The organism is Luteibacter sp. NPDC104163, from assembly GCF_055584245.1.
This window is the reverse complement of sequence record NZ_JBVJMK010000007.1, coordinates 162,149-178,764: the sequence shown is the minus strand read 5'-3', so window position 1 is coordinate 178,764 and position 16,616 is coordinate 162,149. Positions and strand designations below refer to the sequence as shown.

The window sequence follows — 16,616 nt, the reverse complement described above, 5'->3', positions numbered from 1 at the left end:
CCTGGTGCTCGCTGACGGTGGGTTATCGTTTTCCGGCAAGGAGCGCCTTCAGCCGCGCGTTCTCTAGCGCGAGTTCCGCATACATGCGTTTCAGTGCGCCGAGCTCCATTTCCGTGTCCCGCAGCCGCCGCACCGTGGAAATGGCCGTACCCACGTAGCGGCTACGCCAGGCCTCCAGCGTCTCGCGCGTGATATGCAGCTCATCGCAAACGACCTGGGGGTCGCGGCCGCTCGCCAGTTGGGAAAGGGCGTTGGCGATCTGCTGCTCGGAGAACCGCTTCGTACGCACGCGCTTCCCTCCATTGGACACCGGATACTACGTCCGTGCGCGGGGCTGGGGCTGGCCCCACGTTGCGGAGTATGGGCGTCGGTTGCGCTCAGGATGACCGCACGCCGCGCGATCGGCGGGGCCCGTACTCACGTGCGAAAGCACCCGGCGTGGCCCCTACGTGGAAGGTGAACCGACGGGTGAAGTGGCTCTGGTCGGAGAATCCCGCGAGGAGGGCGATGTCGGCCAGCGACAACGCAGTCTCGACCATGAGCTGGCGGGCGCGGCGGATGCGGCACTCTTCGACGAAGGCGAATGCAGTCACGCCCATCGTCTGTTTGAACACGCGGCAGAAGTGGAATCGACTCACGCCGACGATGGCGGCCAGTTCCGCCAGCCCGATCGGGCGGTGCAGGTTGTCTTCGATGTAGTCAGTGAGGCGGGCCACCTCGGCGCGGCCGAGGCCGCGCGTTCGCTGCCGCTCGACCGGCCGGAAGACGTTGTAGCGCCGGAGCAGATGCGCCGCCAAAGCGCTCGAGAGGGCGTCGATGATGAGCCGCTGGCACGGATGGGGCGCCAGGTCGAGTTCGGCGACAAACGCCTGGGCGAGGCGCGCGATGGTGGGGTCGAAGGTATCGAATACATTGACCACTTCCAGCCGCACCGGCCCCGCGTCGCCGAGCTCGTCGGCCGCGTGCGTGACGAGGGAGGTGGGGATGCGCAAGCGCGCCGAGGGCGCCGCATCGCCGTCCCAGGATGAGGCATAGCCCGCCGGCATGATGAGTGTGTGGCCGGCCCGAACGGTCCGGGTGTCGACCGCACCCGCCCGGATCTGGGTCAGGCGTGACGCGCCCGACGTGCAGAGGTGCACCATGTGGTGATCGAGCGGAGCGTAAGACTCGGCCACGTTCGGATAGCTGCGGTGGACGTCCAGGGTTACGCCAGCCCAGCCCCGGCCCCTGCTCGTGGCGATGGGCAGTTGGGGCCGGGCATGCAGGATCGCGTCAATGGAGAGCGCGGTCGGGGCCTGTGGCGGGTTCGGGGTCAGCTGGGACATCGTGCTGTGTCCGGTAGATGGCGTGATTGTGCCCGCGCCGGCGGGGATACGTTCTTGCGCGGTATTGCTGTAAATAGGCGCGCCTTGCTTCTCGCGGGCGCGGCGGGCGTCGGGAGATTTACCCAATTTCCATTGGTGAAATCCCCAATGCCATTGGCGGTGTCTTGCCGCCAAATTGTTCTTTTAACCGGATGGTTGATGGCGCAATGCAGCAGTCGTTGATGGATGTGCAGCCGAAATCGTCGCCCCGCCTGTCGGGCATACATGGGAAGGTGGTGATTGACTACATCGAGCAACATTTGGGCGAACGCGTTGACATGGCTGCGGTTGCAGGCCTGCTGAACATTTCGGTCGGACACTTCTACCGAAGCTTCAAGGCAACGTTCGGCGAGCGGCCTGGGCAATACATCACGCGCCGGCGCATGGCCTACGCGCAATACCTGATGCTCACGACGGACATGTCGCTTGCAGATGTCGCGCTGGCATGCGGGATGTCGGACCAGTCGCATTTTTCCAACGTGTTCAAGCGAGTGATCGGGCGCCCGCCAAAGCGCTGGCGTAGCGAGCGAGGCGGCAAGCCAACTGTCCTCGCGCCCGGGCGATAGCGTCACCACCTAAGCCTGATCCAGGATGTCGGCCTTGCGCAACCAGATGTAGAGACTGCCGGCCTTGATGGAGAGATCACGCGCAACGGCGGCGACCGGTTCGCGGGCCTCCCGCACCCGCCGCACGGCTTCGGTCTTCACGTGGGCAGGGTATCGCCGTTTGGTGCCGTGTTCCCTGGCCGGCTGCGGCGACGGCCCACTCACGGGGCACCCGAAGCAGGGCCCGCTCCGCCCGTAGCGAGGGCCAGGCCCGCCGCTGAAGCGAATGCGTCGGCGCGCGCATCTTCCTCGTCCGACTCTGCCGCGGCCAGCGCGTTACCTTCAGCCGAAAGCTCGTCGAACGTGGCAAGCCCGTGGCGGTACGCGCTGAGCGCCGCGTCATGCGACACCGTCGCCGCCAGGGTCACCGCGTGCGCAGCTTCGACTTCGGCAAGCGCCGTCTCCAGCGCATGGAAGGCGCTTGCGACCTGCTTCTCAGCCTTCCGCCTGGTCGCCTCGAGGCTGTCCTGTGCGGCATCCCGGGCCGCCTCGGCGGCAAGGTGTGACGAACGGCGCAGCCCTCCGTCGTAAAGCGGCCAGCTGAACTGGACGAATAGCGCGCCGCCGGGGCGATGTACGGATGACCAGTTGCCGCCATCCGAGCGCAACCGCCCATTGTTGAGGAAGGCCTGGCCGAGCAACGAGACGGTCGGACGGTCGTCGGCTTTGGCTGCGCGCACGCCCGCCTCGGCGGCCTCCAGCTTCCCCTGGGCGGCCAGCAGATCGGGCCGCCGGGCGAGGGCGTCGTCCACGTATCGGGCCACGTCCGAGGCGGGCGGCAGCGGAAGGGTGGCCATGTCGTCAGGCGCCAGGATAAGCGCTGTGTCGGGCGGCAGGCCGATGTCGGCGAGTAGCGTGGATAGCGCGACCGTTCTGGCCGCGCCTGTCCTGACCAGCGCGAGGCGGGCTTGTGCCACCTGACGCTCGGCGCGCGCCACCTCTACCACGGTGGCCAGCTCGTGCTTTCGCCGTGCGGCGACCGCCTGCTGTTCGATGGTTGCCGTTTCCAGCCCCTTTTGCGCTGCCCGTTCCTTGCCCTGCGCGGCGCGCACTGCGTAGTAGTCGCGGGTTACGGTGAACACGAGGGTCTGGTGCGCGCCGGTGAAGGCCGCATTGGCGACAAACAGGGTTGCGTCCGCGCGGTCGCGGGCCGCGTCGCGGCGGCCAAAGTCGAACAGCAGCCACTTGATCGTTAACGAAGGGATGAATTCCCGCGTGTCGGAGACGAAATAGCCCTTGGGAACGACGCTGGCTGGTGCCGGCAGCGGGGTACGCTGCGCGCCCGCGAGCGCCTCGACGGCCAGTTGCGGAAGGTAAGCGCTGCGTGCGAGGCCGGCGCCAGCGGCAGCAGCCCTTGCTTCGTCCCACGCCTGGCGTGTTTCCGGGCTGATGCGTTGGGCCAGGTCGATCAATCCGGCGAGATCATATGTCGCATGTGACGTGTCGATTGCTGGGCGGTGGGCGACGGGCGCCGCGTCCGGCAGCGGCCAGGGCCGGGTCGGCGACGGTGGCGCGATCGGCGGTGGCGCACACAGTGCGGTGGCTGGGATGAGCAGGAGCAGCGAGCACATCAGGTTACGAGACACGGACCGGCCTCGCACCGAGCGTGGCGATCGCCGCCACGAGATCGTCAGGGAACGCACCGGGGCGCGGCGCGGGGAACACCTCGGTACCCATGTGATCGTCGGCGTCACGCGCCAGCCACCCGAGTGCCGAACAAAGCCACTCGCGATCATCGCGTCTCACGGCCAGGTCCGGCACTGTCAGTGCCCACGCCGCGATCCGGGTGAGCCCGTGCAGGCGGTCCTGTTGTTGGGTTGGCGTCATCGTGTCGCGGGCTGGCTCAAACGATGCGATGACGGCCAGGCGCCCCATGTCTTCCAGGTCTACGCCTGTCCTGATGACATCAGCCGGATGCGCTGGCATGGCGCTGGCGACGACCTGACGAAGTCGACCAAGCAGGCGGGAAGCAACGCGCTCAAGGTTACCTTGCGTGCTGACAGGCCAGAGTGTTGCAAACACGACACTCATGGCGATGTTCCCGAGCAGGATGCCCACCAGTCGGTCGCGCAAGACCGTCAGGTCGTCCGTCGGGCCGGTGTCTTGAAGCACCCCGAGGAAGAAGGCGAACGCCGTCTGGAGCCCGGCATAGGCGATCAAGGGCCCCGCTGTGGCGATCCAGGTGCAGCCCAGTGTGACGAGGAAGAAAAGGACGATGAAGCTGCCTATGTCGTCCATGACGGGGAACAGGAAGACGATGCTCACGCCAGCGATGAAACCTCCGACTGCCGCGCCGGCAAGGCGTAGACCAAGCTTGTGGATGGTTTCCCCGGTGCTTGCGAGCGCGACGAAGAAGCAGGTGATGATCGACGTGCGCAGGCCCGACCAGTCGAGCGCGGAATACAGCACGTAGCACGTCATGGCTGCGAGCGTTGCCTTGAGCGCAAACCGGATGCCTCCCATGTGGTCGAACGACGTGCCTTCGTTCGTAGGCGCCGCCGTGGTAACGGGCGCCCGGCGGCTGAGGGATGAGCGGAGGGCCTCGGCGCAGGCAAGAAGCCGGGTGCCTTTCGTACCGGGCATCCTCCGTGCCACCGCCGTGCAGGTGGCGATCTGCCATGTCGTGCCCAGTCGCGTCGCGGCATCTTCACCGAGCCGGGATGCCAGCGCCGCCAGCTCGCGCACTGAGACGTCCGCGCGCGCAGGGCCGATGGGTGGTGCTCGGAGCGCCGCATCCAGGCCCTCTTCGAAAACCGCGCTCGCGGACCGGCCGAATACCGCCTCGACGAGAGGAACCAGCGCACAAGCCGTGCCCAGGATGAGCAGCAGCCACAGCAACAGGTGCGTCAGCGCTTCGGCATCCGGTATCTGGTCGACCAGTGTCTGCGTGACCACGAGAAGGAACCCGCCGAGGAAGACCACCGGCCCGATCCGCTCCATCCGCGAGGCGAACATGGCCAGGAACATGACCAGTGCCATGAGCGGAATGCGCAGGGCCGGCTCGCCGATATCCAGCATGTAGAGCAGGAGGCTGCCCGATATCGATACCAGGCCGGCCACGAAGGCCCCGGCCGACTGGATCGCTGACGTCGACATGTCGCGCTGGGATGCCATGAGCACGACGTACGCACCATAAGCGGGTAGCGGCACGCGAAAGACGAGGAAGGCCGTCGCGACCGCGGTCGCGCAGGCGGTCATTCGTACCATGCGGCCCCATCGGTGGCGGTCAATGCGGAGGTCGGCACGAGCCATCGCCAACCACGGCGTTCGTGCGTCAGTGGCCACCTTGCCTCCGGACGACAACGGTGACCGTGGCCCCCACGCGCATGAGCTCGGCGGGTGGGTGGTCGAGTTCGATTCGGACCGGATAGCGCTGGGCGATGACCACCCATTTCAGGGAGCGCTCGACCGAGGGCAGCCCCGGTCCATCGGTGGCTTCCCCACGCACGCCATGGCCAAGGCTGACGACATGACCGGGCAACGCGTGCGTCGTATCGCCGATCACCCACACCGAAGCCTCGTCGCCGGGTGCGATGCGGGGCAGGTCGGTTTCGCGGAAGTCGGCGATCGCGTACCAATGGCGCGAATCGATCAGCGTGAAGAGTGGGTGGCCGGCGGATGCGAACGTACCCTCGGCGAGGGCCAGGCCGGTGACGATGCCGTCGAACGGTGCGCGGAGGGTGGTCAGCCGCAGGTCGCGTTCGGCCAGCTGCAGCGAGGAACGCGCACCATCGAGCTGGGCCTCCAGGCTTAGCGTGTCGCCAATACCCGAGCGCGCCTGGTCGGATTGTTTGATGGCTGCATCGAGCGCGGCCGCGGCGGAGCGCTGGTCGGCCTCCGCCTCATCCATCTTCTGGCGGGTGACAAAGCCTGGACCCACCAGCGGCGCGAGGCGCCGGACCGTCTCGTCGGCGAGCTGGAGTTGGGTGCGCGCGCGCGCGATGTTCGTGGCAGCCGCGTCCGCCCCCGATCCCTGGGCCCTGACCTGGCGGGTGCCGACGCCCAGTTGCGCCTCGAGCGCAGCGACCTGCGCACGCGCCTGCCGCACCCGGAGATCGAAGGGTTCAGGGTCGATCTGCGCCAGGGGTTCCCAGGCGTGGACGCGTTGGTTCTCGCGGATGAAGAGCGTGGTCAGCCGCCCCGTGACCTCCGGGGCGACCGCGGTGCTCTCGGCATAGAGGGAGGCGACGTGCGTGCGTGGCCGTGCCGCGAGCCGGCTGACAACGAGGCCGAAGAGTGACGCCGCCAGGACGACGGCGATGAGCGTAGCGACCCAACCGGCGCGGTGTCCTGCCTTCATGCGAGGCACGCGAGGTACGCGCTGAAGACGAAAATAGCCGCACACGCGGCGTAGAAGAGGACGGGGACGGGCAGGGCCTCATGCCACGAGGTCAGTGTGCAAACCAGGCGCACCGCCACGGCAAAGATGATGCCCAGGAGGACAAGCAGCAGCCAGGTGGGAAAGAAGGAGCCGAAAATCGAGATCGTGGGAGAAAACGTCATGGGAGACCCGCCGTACGGTATTGGCAGGTTTTAAAGCGGAGGGAGCATGCATTCCATTGTGCAAACCCACAGTCCATGTGGCGGTTTGCACAGGCCCCGTCACGCGTCGGGTGGTTGCGGGTCGCGCCTCATCGACGGGTCGCTGCCGTTACGCAGCGCAAGGGCGACCTGCAGGCGAGCAAGCCAGGTGGCGTCAGAGAGCGAGGCGCCCAGGATGTCCTCGATCCGGGTGAGCCTGTAGTTCAGCGTGTTGGTGTGGATCTCCAGACGCTCGGAGGTTCGTTTGCGGTGTTGGCCCTCATGCAGGAACGTCGACAGCGTCAACAAGAGGTCGGGATCGTGCGACAGGCGCTCGACCACCGCATCCAGGTAACGGAGCGCCGCCGGGGAGCGCATCACGCTTTCACTGAGCACGATATCCGCATAGGGGAAGACCATTTGGTGGCCGCTGCCCGGTACGCCGCCCTGAAGCGCGCGCGATGCCTCGGCGAGGCTCTCCGCCCAACCGTGGGGCCCGGTGTTCGCGAGGCCGATGCCGATGCGCCGAATGCCAGGCAGCGTCTTGAGAAGCAGCGCGGCGCGCTGGCGCATGGATCGGTCGGCCGCGAGCACGGAGTCGCCACGAAGCGCAGGCATCCAGAACACCAGGCGGTCGCGGTACAGCGCACGAACCACGGCATCCGCGGGCAGTTCCAGCGCGCGTGACGCCGCGAGCACGAGCCGGTCGAGTTCGCCTTCGAGATGTGCCGGGGATGTATCCGGCAGCGGCATGTCGAGCACCAGGCAGGCGTAGGGCGCCGCGGGCTCGATGCCCAACGCTTCCGCTGCGCGGCGGAACGCTGCCTCGTCATCGGGGAAACTCAGGATGACGTTGAGCAACTGGTGGCGCGACGCATCACGCCAGCGCGCACGCTGGAACTGCTCGTCCAGGTAGGCCGACGCGATGCGTTGCGCGAGGTCGTCGAAATAGTCGAGCAGGTAGACGGAGAACACATCCAGCAGTGCATGGCGCTCTTCCCCCGGGCCCACGGTATCGAGCAGCTCGACCCACAACTCACGGGAGCCTAGCCGGCAGGCGTGAAGCACCGCACCGAGGCTCACGCCCTGGTGCACGCGCCGTCTTGCGCACGCGTCGACGACCGCCCAGTCAGCATCCGTAGGCGGCAACCCGTCGAGCACCGTGCGGAACCACACGCGGGCCGAGAAATGCATGAACTCGCGCACGTCCTGTTTCACGTGCGGTGAAAGCGCGGCATAGCCGGGCTCGGTGGATTCGAGCCGCTCGTTCAGCCGGGCGACGATATGTGAAGGATCCCGGGCGAGCTGCTGTCCCAGGTCGATGAGGCGGCCGTGCAGGCGGGGAATGGTCATGCAGGTCATTGTCCTTTGTCGCGGCGGTCACGTGCGGCCGGTCAGCGCGGCGGCTCTCGGTGGATGTCCACAATGGATACCGCGTTTTTGACAATGGGGATTGTTTCGATGCGCTGTTACAACCATGGCTGTTCGGGTGTTGCAAGGGAGTGGGTGTGGCTGAGGTGCAGTGCATCCCGTTACTGGATGCGAGATTGAGGGTGGCGACCGAGGGTCTGGCACGGGGGCAGGAGGCGATCGTGGATGCCGTGCACGAGGCGATCATCACGTCGAACAGCGACTACGCGGACTTGCCCCGGGCACTGGCAGCCGAGGTGCGCGGCAATATCGGTCGCACCGTCGCAATCTGGTTCAAGACACTCCTGACCGGGTGCGGGCCGAATGAGGATGACATCAACGCGATGGCCGAGAGCGGGCGTCAGCGCGCACACCAGGGGCTACCCCTACCATCCGTTCTCGCAGCGGTGCGGGTCGGGTCACAGGCGCTCTGGCGTAGCACGCTGGCGGGGCTGGCCGATGACGCCGACCTGCGCGATGGGCTCCTGTATACGGTTTCTCCCTACCTGCTCGAGCACTTCGATGCCGTGGCGCAAACCATGAGTTCTGCGTATCTCGACGAGCAATACCGGCGCACCCGGGGCCAGGAAGCCCTGCGCCGTGAGTTGCTGGGTCTGGTGCTCGGCGCGCCGGGTGATACCGCTGCATTCCAGCGCGTATGCGAGGCGCTCGGTATCGACCCGACCATCCCGAGGGTTGCCCTTGTGATGGGCGTTGGGTTGCCCGATGTGTTTCCCTCCCGGACCGATGCCCTGCTGGGCCAGGTGGTCCTCGGGATCGCGCGGCAACTGAAGATGGCCAGCGACGAACTCGTGTACATGATGCACAGGGATAAGCTGGTGGTCTGGGTCCCGACGCACCGGGGCGACTCGGTCCTTTCGACCGAGCGTCACTTGCTTGGCCTTGCGCAAGGCATCGTCAGGTCGGTTCCCGAGGTCACGTCGGTCGGCGTGGGACTGTCGAATGCGGGCGCCTCGGGTTGGGCCGATTCGGCCGACGAGGCATTCAAGGCACTGGATGCGGGCATGCGCAGTGGTGGCGACGGCGTCGTCTATCCTTACTCGGAGATTGCAGTGACCGATGGCGTGCTTCGTGCCCCGAACGTCCTGCGCTATCTCAACGCGTTGCTCGAGCGTCTCTCGCTGGAGCCTGAGCTCCTCACGACGCTGACCACCTACTTCGACCAGGCCCAGCACCGCCGGCTGACGGCGGCGGCACTGGGGATTCACCCGAATACACTCAACTACCGTCTGGATCGCGTCGAAAGCATGCTTGGTGCGCGGCTCGACGAGGCGGGTTGGATTGCCCGGCTCGATGTGGCGATGCGGTTGTTCCGGCATAGCCATATTCCGCCTGGGTGATGTGCAGCCTGCACCGCCGCTCCTCGCTTTGGCATTCCTGTTCAATCGATGGCGTTCTTTCGAGCGATTGGCCCCATCGTCGGGCACGTGGTCAATCACCGGAAGGATCGCCGCCTCAAACGTCAAGGTGGCGAGCAGCGCTTAGCAACATCGGGCGGCACAGCGCGTGATTACCTTGGACTGGTCTGTCTCACGTCTCATCCAGCCGGAGTATGTTCGCCCCGATGGACGGGTCGACCGTTCGGACCAGGCGGCGGTCACGTTGCCTTATGACGTCGATGGCAATTTCAACCGAGCCCGTCCCGACCTCAAGGGCGAGCAAGTGTCCCCCGTGGCTGGCAAAGGCAGCATCGCAAGCGACGCCATGCGCGTGGATGGAGGGGGCATCATCCTTCCAGGCGATGGTGCCGGTCATTGACGCAAGCTCGCACGCCTCGAACGTCACCGGCTTGTATTGGCGGGCCGAGAAATCAAAAAAGCCAAACGTGACCGTGCGGACGAAACCGAATCCGGTGAAGGTGGCCGCACCGATATCGCAGTCCCGGGCCAGGCGCTCGAGATTGCCAAGGACATCATCGCCCTCGGTGAGGACCATCAGGTATCCGGTGGGTGTCGGGACGAAACGGGAAGGGGAGGTCATAACAGTGCTCCGGAGACGGTGTGTGCCGATGCCGGCCAGATGCCGGTTGAGCGTCGACGATAGGAACACACGCGGAATAAATGGGACGTCAAGCGACAACGGGCGTGCGCCGTCGCGCGCATCCGGCCTTCCTAAGCCTGAGCGTAAAGCCAAACCATCCCATTAGCGCGTCGGGTCGGTCTTGCCGTGGGCCACTCGTGCCTTGAAGGCAACGGCGCGCGGTCCACTATCGATGCCGCCAGTGCGTCCTTTCGCCAATGATCCACACCAGGCGTGGGCAGTTGTCGTGACGACAGACAGCATCGGCCGCGTTACAACGCTTAGCGGCGGATAGGTGGCGAGCTCATGCGGAAGCCGGTGGTGGTGGGGACATTCAAAAAACCGCCCCGAGGGGCGGCCTTGTCGACGCAGCATCAGCATCAATCTCTAAACCACCTGACCGGTGGCAAATGGGCTACGTCTGAATTCAACTTACCCTGGTCTGGGAGTTCGTCAAGGGGCCGGCCGGGATCTTCTTTTGGATTGCTTGACAGACCGGGCAGGGAAGTTACGATCCGGGACACTTCCCGGTACACCCGGAATGTGTCCCGAGCCATGGGAGAGAGAGCGTGATCTGAGTCCCACTCTCTCCGCCAACTAGGCTTCGTATCAGGTCAAATCAATAAGCTAGTGGATTATTGAGAAAGCCAGTCGGGACATATTCGTGGCTGCGCCTCCTACGCGAGGATTGCTATCATCGACCTTGCGCGCAGGGGGCTGCCGCGCCGGACTCACCAAAGGCATGGCTCGATGGAACTGAAAGACAGCAAAGCGCGCAAGCGCCTAGTTAGCGTCCTCGCTAACCCGCCGCAGGAGATGCGTGCGATGCTCGATCTGCGAACCGCGCAGGCTCGGAACATCGCGGCCAGGCCAGATGTGCTCTGGTACCTGCTTTTGCAAAGCATGTCGACATTGCAATCGTCGGCGGGGCACAAGCGCATATTCCCAGACGGTCGGGAGCCACAGCCGACAATCACATGGCAGGCATTGAGTGGCCTGCCGGCGTCTTCTCGCAGGGCCGCGCTCTGTGCGGCGTTCGCAGGCGTGCGCATGGGAGAGCGGAAGGCAGCCTTCCTGGTCGCCAACCACGAAAAAATTGAGGCGATGGGCGGGCTTGGGGCGGCCGCGACAGCCATGCACCGCCTCGCGGGCATCGAGGCGAAGACCGCGTGGATTCGGCAGTTCGATGGCATTGGAAAGAAGTACGCCCGGAACATCTGGATGGACATCCGGGACGAGGACTTCGAGCAGTCCATCGCGGTTGATTCACGCCTTGAAAGTGTCGGCCGTCACATTGGCATGGGGCGGGGGAAGTACGAGACGAAAGAGGAGTTCTTCCTCGCCGTTGCGCATGAGGCCGGCCTAAGCGGATGGGAGGCGGACCGGCTCATCTACAACTTCCGCGACCAGTTGCTTGAACTGGCCGGCATTTCCCCATTGCCGAGCCGGGTTTCGGACGGCCGGTCGGACCGCTGCCCATTGGCTTGAGTCGGAAGAAGCGTGTCGTCAGGCTGCATGTTCCGGCCGGCGAGAACGACACTGCAATGTGGGCGCGTGACCAAGCGGGAAACAGGGCGGCCAGCCTAGTTCAGCGACACCGGCGGAGAGGGCGGGAGCCGAAGCCGCGTTAAGCCCGGTTCGATGGACGCGGCGAGCGTGGGACGACCAGAGCGTTCCAATGCGTTTTCTGTGCCTGGGCCAAATGTCTCATCTGCGGCTTGCTGACATTCTGCGTGAGGCAATCAGGAGTGCGGTGCATGGAAGGAAAGGGAATCATAGTGAAAGTGGCGACCCAAGTGGTCGATTACCATTCTTTTCTGGCCGACCTGGCCGTCGTCGCCAAGACGCTTAGGCATCAGGATGCCCGCAAAGGCTTCCGTCCGAAGGTGCCGCTGCCCGCGAACCTCGGCGAGCTCGGTCTGTGCCTGAAAGAGGCTACGGATGGCGCCCGTAATCGAGCAGCTCGGCTGGTGGCCGCCGAACAGGAACGGCATCCCCAGAGCCCGCTTTTTGGTGCGGTATCGCTGTTCGACGCAACCGGATATGTGCGATACGAGACGGCGCACACAAAGTCGCTGGCGTGGCTACTGTCACCCCACAAGCCACATGGTTTCGGCACCTCGCTCCTTGATGCATTTTTACGTGCAATCGACTGCTCAGCAGACGGTAGGCTCGAGGCCATCCGCAATCGAATCGTTACCGAGCGGGTTGGGAACCCAACAGTGGCCGCTGAGTACTTGATGAAGAAGGGCCGCGTTGACCTCTATGCAGAGGGACTTCTGGCGGACGGTGGAGGCCGGTGGACGCTGGTCATTGAGGCGAAGCTCGATGCACGTGAGCACGATTCTCAGCTGGATAGGTACTACATCGACGGCGTGAACGCGTTGCATGTGTTCCTTACGCCCAAGCGGAAGGCGCCTGAGACAGCCAAGCCAGGCCGTCCTTGGGTCGCGATGGGATTTCTTGATCTCGCGACGGCCTTCCTTGACGAGCATGCCGCTCGAGCTTCCTCTAACGCGACAGCCCCGACGTCCTCTTCGGCGCTTTCCGGCGCGCCAGGCATGCCTTTTCTTTCACTGTATCTAACTGGCATTCTCCAGAACGTATGCAACATCGTTTGCAGCCCGGCACCCGCGAAGATCGTCAGCCGGAACAATCCGTACCACATTGAAGCGCTTCTGGGAGGGCGTCATGCCGACATTCGCTGAGTCGTATGGGCAATCCCTCGCCCTAGGCTTTTGGACGGCGCACTGCGAGGTAATGGAAATGCTCGCCGAACTCAAGGAAGCTTCGCCAAGCAAGCAGCGCGAAATGCTCGACAACGACGCGACGCTGAAGTCCATCTGGCAGGGACAAAAGAAAAATGATGTCGAAGCCGTCATGCTCCACGCCGAGGCAGACTCCAAAGCTCTTCTTTCCGGGGCTCTGACCGTCGTGGTGGAAGTGCTCAATCGGCCGGGTTCACCGTTTTCATTTGGCAAAGCGGAGTTCGCCGACGACTGGAATGTCTACTCAGTGATGACGCCAGTTAGGTCGGTTCCGGGAAGAAAGAAGAAAAGAGCGATGAGCGTCGGTCTTAGCATCGACGCGGATACCGAGTCTGGACTGTCGCTCTATGCCTATTTTTGCATGGATGATGACGACCTTGGTGCTCTGGAAATGGTACGCGTCCTTGCGGACGCGAGCCGGGGTTCGGATCGTCCGAATGAGGAATGGGACCCCGGCTACGCCGTTGCCACCGTCATCGCTTTCAGAGACGCCATGGATGAGACGACAGGCATTGTTGATTTCGATCGATTCCTGCCGCCGCTTCGGGCCGGGTTCGAGCGGCAGTCTGAGCGCATCATGGCCGACCTGGCAGAGCTCGCCACGACCTGATAAACCGAGCTGGGCAGCCGGACGTCCAGCGTCGCCGACGACGCGCAGGATATGTGTTTGACGAACGCCCACCAGTTGTCTAAAGGAGCGCGACATCGCGGCGATGAACTGCCTTGCAAAGGGCGCCGCTGTCCGGTCGTCAAATCGGAACAATGAGTCAAGGCGTGTAGTCGAGAAGCGCGGGCGCGGTTGCCTTGACGACGACCGTTTCCCTCGCTAGCACATGAAGCGCGGCGTCGGCGGCTGACGCGGCAGCGCGGTGGGAAACCACGAGTGCCGCCTTGAGTCCGGATGGGCTGAGAAGGCCGAATTCTTCAAACAGGCAAATCGGAAGCTGGCGGTTATTGGCAAAGCGCCGGTCGGGACCACCGTCCTTTCTTGGATGTTGCCAGGTGTGGCCCACAACCTCGGCATCCCGTGGCGCGCTTTCGACAATGAAGCGACCAGGTCGGGTGGCAACTTGCAGTTCCTGGTATGACACCGATCCGTACCGCGTGCCGTCCCTCACCAGTACGCAGTCCGGCAGGAAGTATAGGGTCTTGCTCTGTACGCGGATCGACGGAGGCGTCACGTTCGAGAGCACTCCTGGCGGCAACTCGTAACGCACGCTGGTCGGCTTCTTGCTCACCAGCTGGCTGGCCCCGGCGTTTCGCTTCCAGGCGGTGAGATTTGTGATGGCGCCCGTCGCCTCAACGAACCAGAGCCCCTGCGCGCGGCCAACGGCATCCATGGACTTGGTGAGGCTCTCGAACGTCGCCTGCGCAGCGTCGCTCAGGTCATAGGCGAAGACCACACCACGTCGCCCCGCGTCGATGCGATGGGTAAGTGCGCAAAGGACGGCGAGGAGGGCCACCGACAGCAGCGCCGCCGTCTGACCGAGATTGGCCACGGCAAACAGACTCGCAACGACTCCGAAGACAACACTGGGGCCAAAGAGGGGCAGGCGACGTCTGGCTTCGTTGAGGCTGTCGACCGCTTCCTGGCGTGACCCGCCAGACATGGACTCGACGGTGTCCGACACGACCGTTCGCATCACCACGCCATCCTCGGTGATCCATGCTTCGGGCATCGGGGTATCCCGGTGCGGTTCGTGCACTGGATGGGGTGTCGGCGGCTGGGCCGGCTTTGATTTCCGGAACTGGCCCGTCTGCTGGTAGTAGATCCCGTGGGCGCCCGCACGAATGTAGTGGCCCTTCGGTCCGACCCCCACGCGAAATCCGCGGACGCCGACGGATAGGCCTACGCCGGACTTCGACAGGTTGACCCGGAAGGGGCCTGCTTTGATGGATTGCCTGAAATAGAACGGCATTGCGATGGTCCCTCAGCGCAGGTTGGGGCAGGCGGGATTGTTCCGGCGGCTGAGCACGGTCGGCCGACGACTGTGTGGTGTGTCCAATGGTTAACGGCAGGCCAGGGAATTTCTTCACCTCGCAGTGATTTTGGACATACGAGGCCTCGAGCACCTTGCGTCGCACGGCGAAACGGTCGGGCGATTCGAGGTCGGTATCCCATGGCCAGGCCCGGACTGTCGGTGTGTAAAGCGCTTCAGCGCGCGCGGAGCGGATATATGTGGTACCGCAATCCGCCCATGTGCTCGACGACGACCTCGTCCCCAGCCTTCAGTCCGTGACTTCTGAAGAACGCTTCCTCCCAATCCCGGGAACGAAAAAACTTCTTCTTCTTGTCGATGTCGGTTATCGAAGGTGCGCCGGTCCCGTGATGAAGCTCGATGAGCTGCCGTGCGCGCTCGAGTTTCGAATGGCCCCCTTTGACAGAGTCGGGGAAGAGGTCATAGATGCGGGTGACGTAGATGTGGTTGTAGTCGATATTGGCCTGGGTCAGGCGAACAATGCCATAGCGCAAGGAGTGGCTCTGAAATGGGTGGGGTGCGGAATCTACCCCGAAGCGCTGCGGAATGCACACGTTGGCCCGTATTCCTGGTGCCCGACGTCACACTATCTGCATCCGCTAACTCGCGCCTTGGCGTGGATCGGGCTGGACACCTGCGGTCGGCCTTCTTGCCCGTCGGCTCGAACGAGTTCGCGCCAAGCAAAGCGATGGGTCCATTCCTGACCGTATCGAAACTCGGAAAGATTTCGCCTGATATTCGCTCGGCGAGCACCGTGGCATAGCCTGCTGTCACCCCAAATCTGTCGGTACCAGCGACGCCGCGTCGCATCTTGGGGAGGAAGGGTTAATTCGGAGACCTTCCTGGGGTTCTTTGCCTAGACGCGCGCCATCTGTAAGGGTCCGATGAAAAGCGACCAGAACAACTCGGCACCACCCTCCATCGACAACTTCGTGTCACGGCTATGGGCCATGTGTGACATGCCAAGGGGCTTTAGATAGAGCATGTGGTCATCGGCGTCGACGGAAAGGGACTCGTTGTAGCCGTTGTTGTCTCGGCTTTCGCCCTGCAGATAATAGATGCCACTTCCAAATGCGCCTCCCTCAAACACCGTGCAGCGCGCCACGGCGTTTCCGTTGCGGTATATGGTGGCAAAGAAACGACTGTCGTCTACCCGGCGGAACTTGCATTCGACGCCGGCATTACGCTTGCCGAGTTCCTCGAGGGAGTTTTCGAAATAGTGCGACACGTATGCAAAGGCATCGGTCGCGAATTGGTCCTTGTCCCGTTGGGAGAACTGTTTCGGAAGTCGCAGGTTGCTTGACCGGGGGACACCGGCTGATTGGGAGGACGCGTCAGGGCTGGCAAGTATCGGTGGGTGTGCTGGCGATGCCGGGCTTGTGGCCCCGCCGCGCTGGCCAGCGAACGCTTCTGCCACGCGGCGGATGCCTTGCGCGATATTAAGGAACGCTTCGTCCCGGTCTGGCCAGTTGGTCACCGGTCGGCCATCCTTAGGCAACGCAAGTAGCTTGCCGAAGGGGGCGCTGGTCCAATCGCAAGGTCGTAGAATGATGGGAATGACCTTCGCTTCCCCGGCTTCATGCCGCTCCATGGCGCGCTGAAGTTCGATGTCGAAGCAATAGCGCGAATTGAGAAAGGCCGGACTGACAAGCAATAGGATGATGTCGTCTTCATTGATGCGCCGGTCGATGGTCGAGTCAATGTCCTCGCCCGGCTCGATGCGACGGTCATGCCATGTGTCGATGAGGCCAGTGCGCTTGAGCATCGCAAGGTGTTCCTCGAGCGCGTTGCGTAAATCTTCGTCGATGTGCGAGTACGAGAAGAACACAGAAGTCATCGTTCGGATTCCATGTGCCCGGTGGGCTCGAGGGTACCCCGAATCCTGCGTCGTAGATAGCGACGGGGATGCCGAAAGCATTGCAGATATTC

At 64.0% G+C, this 16,616-nt stretch carries 17 protein-coding genes; 5 read left to right on the top strand and 12 right to left on the bottom strand.

Going from position 1 to position 16,616, the window contains the following annotated elements:
- Positions 1-22: 22 nt before the first annotated feature.
- Both ACZ6YI_RS11075 and ACZ6YI_RS11070 read right to left on the bottom strand, forming a co-directional pair.
- Entirely contained in the window at positions 23-289 is a 267-nt protein-coding gene (locus ACZ6YI_RS11075; RefSeq protein ID WP_465778692.1) for a transposase, read from the bottom strand.
- Between the two features lie 88 nt (positions 290-377).
- Positions 378-1,325 carry a helix-turn-helix domain-containing protein gene (locus ACZ6YI_RS11070; protein WP_465778691.1) on the bottom strand — a complete coding sequence of 316 codons (948 nt, stop codon included), beginning with the start codon at positions 1,323-1,325 and terminating at the stop codon, positions 378-380.
- Positions 1,326-1,531: 206 nt separating this feature from the next.
- On the opposite strand from ACZ6YI_RS11070, the gene ACZ6YI_RS11065 reads away from it, so the two are divergent.
- Positions 1,532-1,930 carry a helix-turn-helix transcriptional regulator gene (locus ACZ6YI_RS11065; RefSeq protein ID WP_465778690.1) on the top strand — a complete coding sequence of 133 codons (399 nt, stop codon included), beginning with the start codon at positions 1,532-1,534 and terminating at the stop codon, positions 1,928-1,930.
- 9 nt (positions 1,931-1,939) lie between these two features.
- Here the strand turns inward: ACZ6YI_RS11065 and ACZ6YI_RS11060 are convergent, their stop codons facing one another.
- The 6 genes from ACZ6YI_RS11060 to ACZ6YI_RS11035 form a co-directional block, all read right to left on the bottom strand.
- Positions 1,940-2,134, bottom strand: coding sequence for a transposase (locus ACZ6YI_RS11060; RefSeq protein ID WP_465778689.1), 195 nt, complete (start codon positions 2,132-2,134; stop codon positions 1,940-1,942).
- Positions 2,131-3,555: a TolC family protein gene (locus ACZ6YI_RS11055; protein ID WP_465778688.1), complete on the bottom strand. Its 1,425-nt coding sequence runs from the start codon at positions 3,553-3,555 to the stop codon at positions 2,131-2,133. Before ACZ6YI_RS11055 ends, ACZ6YI_RS11060 begins: the two co-directional genes overlap by 4 nt.
- Entirely contained in the window at positions 3,545-5,176 is a 1,632-nt protein-coding gene (locus ACZ6YI_RS11050) for an FUSC family protein (RefSeq protein ID WP_465778687.1), read from the bottom strand. Before ACZ6YI_RS11050 ends, ACZ6YI_RS11055 begins: the two co-directional genes overlap by 11 nt.
- 67 nt (positions 5,177-5,243) lie before the next feature.
- A complete protein-coding gene (locus ACZ6YI_RS11045) occupies positions 5,244-6,269 on the bottom strand; it encodes a hypothetical protein (protein WP_465778686.1) in 1,026 nt (341 codons plus the stop codon).
- Positions 6,266-6,472 (bottom strand): YtcA family lipoprotein, encoded by a 207-nt coding sequence (locus tag ACZ6YI_RS11040; RefSeq protein ID WP_465778685.1) that lies wholly within the window; start codon positions 6,470-6,472, stop codon positions 6,266-6,268. Before ACZ6YI_RS11040 ends, ACZ6YI_RS11045 begins: the two co-directional genes overlap by 4 nt.
- A gap of 99 nt (positions 6,473-6,571) precedes the next feature.
- The gene (locus ACZ6YI_RS11035; protein ID WP_465778684.1) at positions 6,572-7,843 is read right to left on the bottom strand and encodes a PucR family transcriptional regulator; all 1,272 of its coding nucleotides are present in this window, start codon (positions 7,841-7,843) and stop codon (positions 6,572-6,574) included.
- 155 nt (positions 7,844-7,998) lie between these two features.
- Here ACZ6YI_RS11035 and ACZ6YI_RS11030 point away from each other — a divergent pair, with 155 nt between their 5' ends.
- On the top strand, positions 7,999-9,261 hold the full coding sequence (locus tag ACZ6YI_RS11030) for a PucR family transcriptional regulator (RefSeq protein WP_465778683.1): 1,263 nt from the start codon (positions 7,999-8,001) through the stop codon (positions 9,259-9,261).
- 190 nt (positions 9,262-9,451) lie between these two features.
- On the opposite strand, the gene ACZ6YI_RS11025 is transcribed toward ACZ6YI_RS11030, so the two are convergent.
- Complete coding sequence (locus ACZ6YI_RS11025; RefSeq protein ID WP_465778682.1) at positions 9,452-9,856, bottom strand: PPC domain-containing DNA-binding protein; 405 nt, start codon at positions 9,854-9,856, stop codon at positions 9,452-9,454.
- Between the two features lie 834 nt (positions 9,857-10,690).
- On the opposite strand from ACZ6YI_RS11025, the gene ACZ6YI_RS11020 reads away from it, so the two are divergent.
- From ACZ6YI_RS11020 to ACZ6YI_RS11010, 3 genes are all read left to right on the top strand, one after another.
- Entirely contained in the window at positions 10,691-11,428 is a 738-nt protein-coding gene (locus tag ACZ6YI_RS11020) for a hypothetical protein (protein WP_465778681.1), read from the top strand.
- A gap of 269 nt (positions 11,429-11,697) precedes the next feature.
- Positions 11,698-12,648, top strand: a complete 951-nt coding sequence (locus ACZ6YI_RS11015) for a PD-(D/E)XK nuclease family protein (protein WP_465778680.1) — start codon at positions 11,698-11,700, stop codon at positions 12,646-12,648.
- A 58-nt stretch (positions 12,649-12,706) separates the two neighbouring features.
- Positions 12,707-13,318: a hypothetical protein gene (locus ACZ6YI_RS11010; protein ID WP_465778679.1), complete on the top strand. Its 612-nt coding sequence runs from the start codon at positions 12,707-12,709 to the stop codon at positions 13,316-13,318.
- A gap of 157 nt (positions 13,319-13,475) precedes the next feature.
- Here ACZ6YI_RS11010 and ACZ6YI_RS11005 read toward each other — a convergent pair whose 3' ends face one another.
- The 3 genes from ACZ6YI_RS11005 to ACZ6YI_RS10995 form a co-directional block, all read right to left on the bottom strand.
- Positions 13,476-14,627, bottom strand: coding sequence for a DUF4236 domain-containing protein (locus ACZ6YI_RS11005; protein ID WP_465778678.1), 1,152 nt, complete (start codon positions 14,625-14,627; stop codon positions 13,476-13,478).
- Positions 14,628-14,863: 236 nt separating this feature from the next.
- Complete coding sequence (locus ACZ6YI_RS11000) at positions 14,864-15,241, bottom strand: DNA binding protein (RefSeq protein ID WP_465778677.1); 378 nt, start codon at positions 15,239-15,241, stop codon at positions 14,864-14,866.
- Between the two features lie 302 nt (positions 15,242-15,543).
- Positions 15,544-16,524: a toll/interleukin-1 receptor domain-containing protein gene (locus ACZ6YI_RS10995; protein ID WP_465778676.1), complete on the bottom strand. Its 981-nt coding sequence runs from the start codon at positions 16,522-16,524 to the stop codon at positions 15,544-15,546.
- Positions 16,525-16,616 lie beyond the last annotated feature (92 nt).

Bases quoted from the DNA above. Each gene is read 5' to 3' on its own strand.
- ACZ6YI_RS11070 (WP_465778691.1), bottom strand. From the start codon at position 1,325: ATGTCCCAGCTGACCCCGAACCCGCCACAGGCCCCGACCGCGCTCTCC.
- ACZ6YI_RS11065 (WP_465778690.1), top strand. From the start codon at position 1,532: ATGCAGCAGTCGTTGATGGATGTGCAGCCGAAATCGTCGCCCCGCCTG.
- ACZ6YI_RS11050 (WP_465778687.1), bottom strand. From the start codon at position 5,176: ATGGTACGAATGACCGCCTGCGCGACCGCGGTCGCGACGGCCTTCCTC.
- ACZ6YI_RS11045 (WP_465778686.1), bottom strand. From the start codon at position 6,269: ATGAAGGCAGGACACCGCGCCGGTTGGGTCGCTACGCTCATCGCCGTC.
- ACZ6YI_RS11040 (WP_465778685.1), bottom strand. From the start codon at position 6,472: ATGACGTTTTCTCCCACGATCTCGATTTTCGGCTCCTTCTTTCCCACC.
- ACZ6YI_RS11035 (WP_465778684.1), bottom strand. From the start codon at position 7,843: ATGACCATTCCCCGCCTGCACGGCCGCCTCATCGACCTGGGACAGCAG.
- ACZ6YI_RS11025 (WP_465778682.1), bottom strand. From the start codon at position 9,856: ATGGTCCTCACCGAGGGCGATGATGTCCTTGGCAATCTCGAGCGCCTG.
- ACZ6YI_RS11020 (WP_465778681.1), top strand. From the start codon at position 10,691: ATGGAACTGAAAGACAGCAAAGCGCGCAAGCGCCTAGTTAGCGTCCTC.
- ACZ6YI_RS11015 (WP_465778680.1), top strand. From the start codon at position 11,698: ATGGAAGGAAAGGGAATCATAGTGAAAGTGGCGACCCAAGTGGTCGAT.
- ACZ6YI_RS11010 (WP_465778679.1), top strand. From the start codon at position 12,707: ATGCTCGCCGAACTCAAGGAAGCTTCGCCAAGCAAGCAGCGCGAAATG.
- ACZ6YI_RS11005 (WP_465778678.1), bottom strand. From the start codon at position 14,627: ATGCCGTTCTATTTCAGGCAATCCATCAAAGCAGGCCCCTTCCGGGTC.
- ACZ6YI_RS10995 (WP_465778676.1), bottom strand. From the start codon at position 16,524: ATGACTTCTGTGTTCTTCTCGTACTCGCACATCGACGAAGATTTACGC.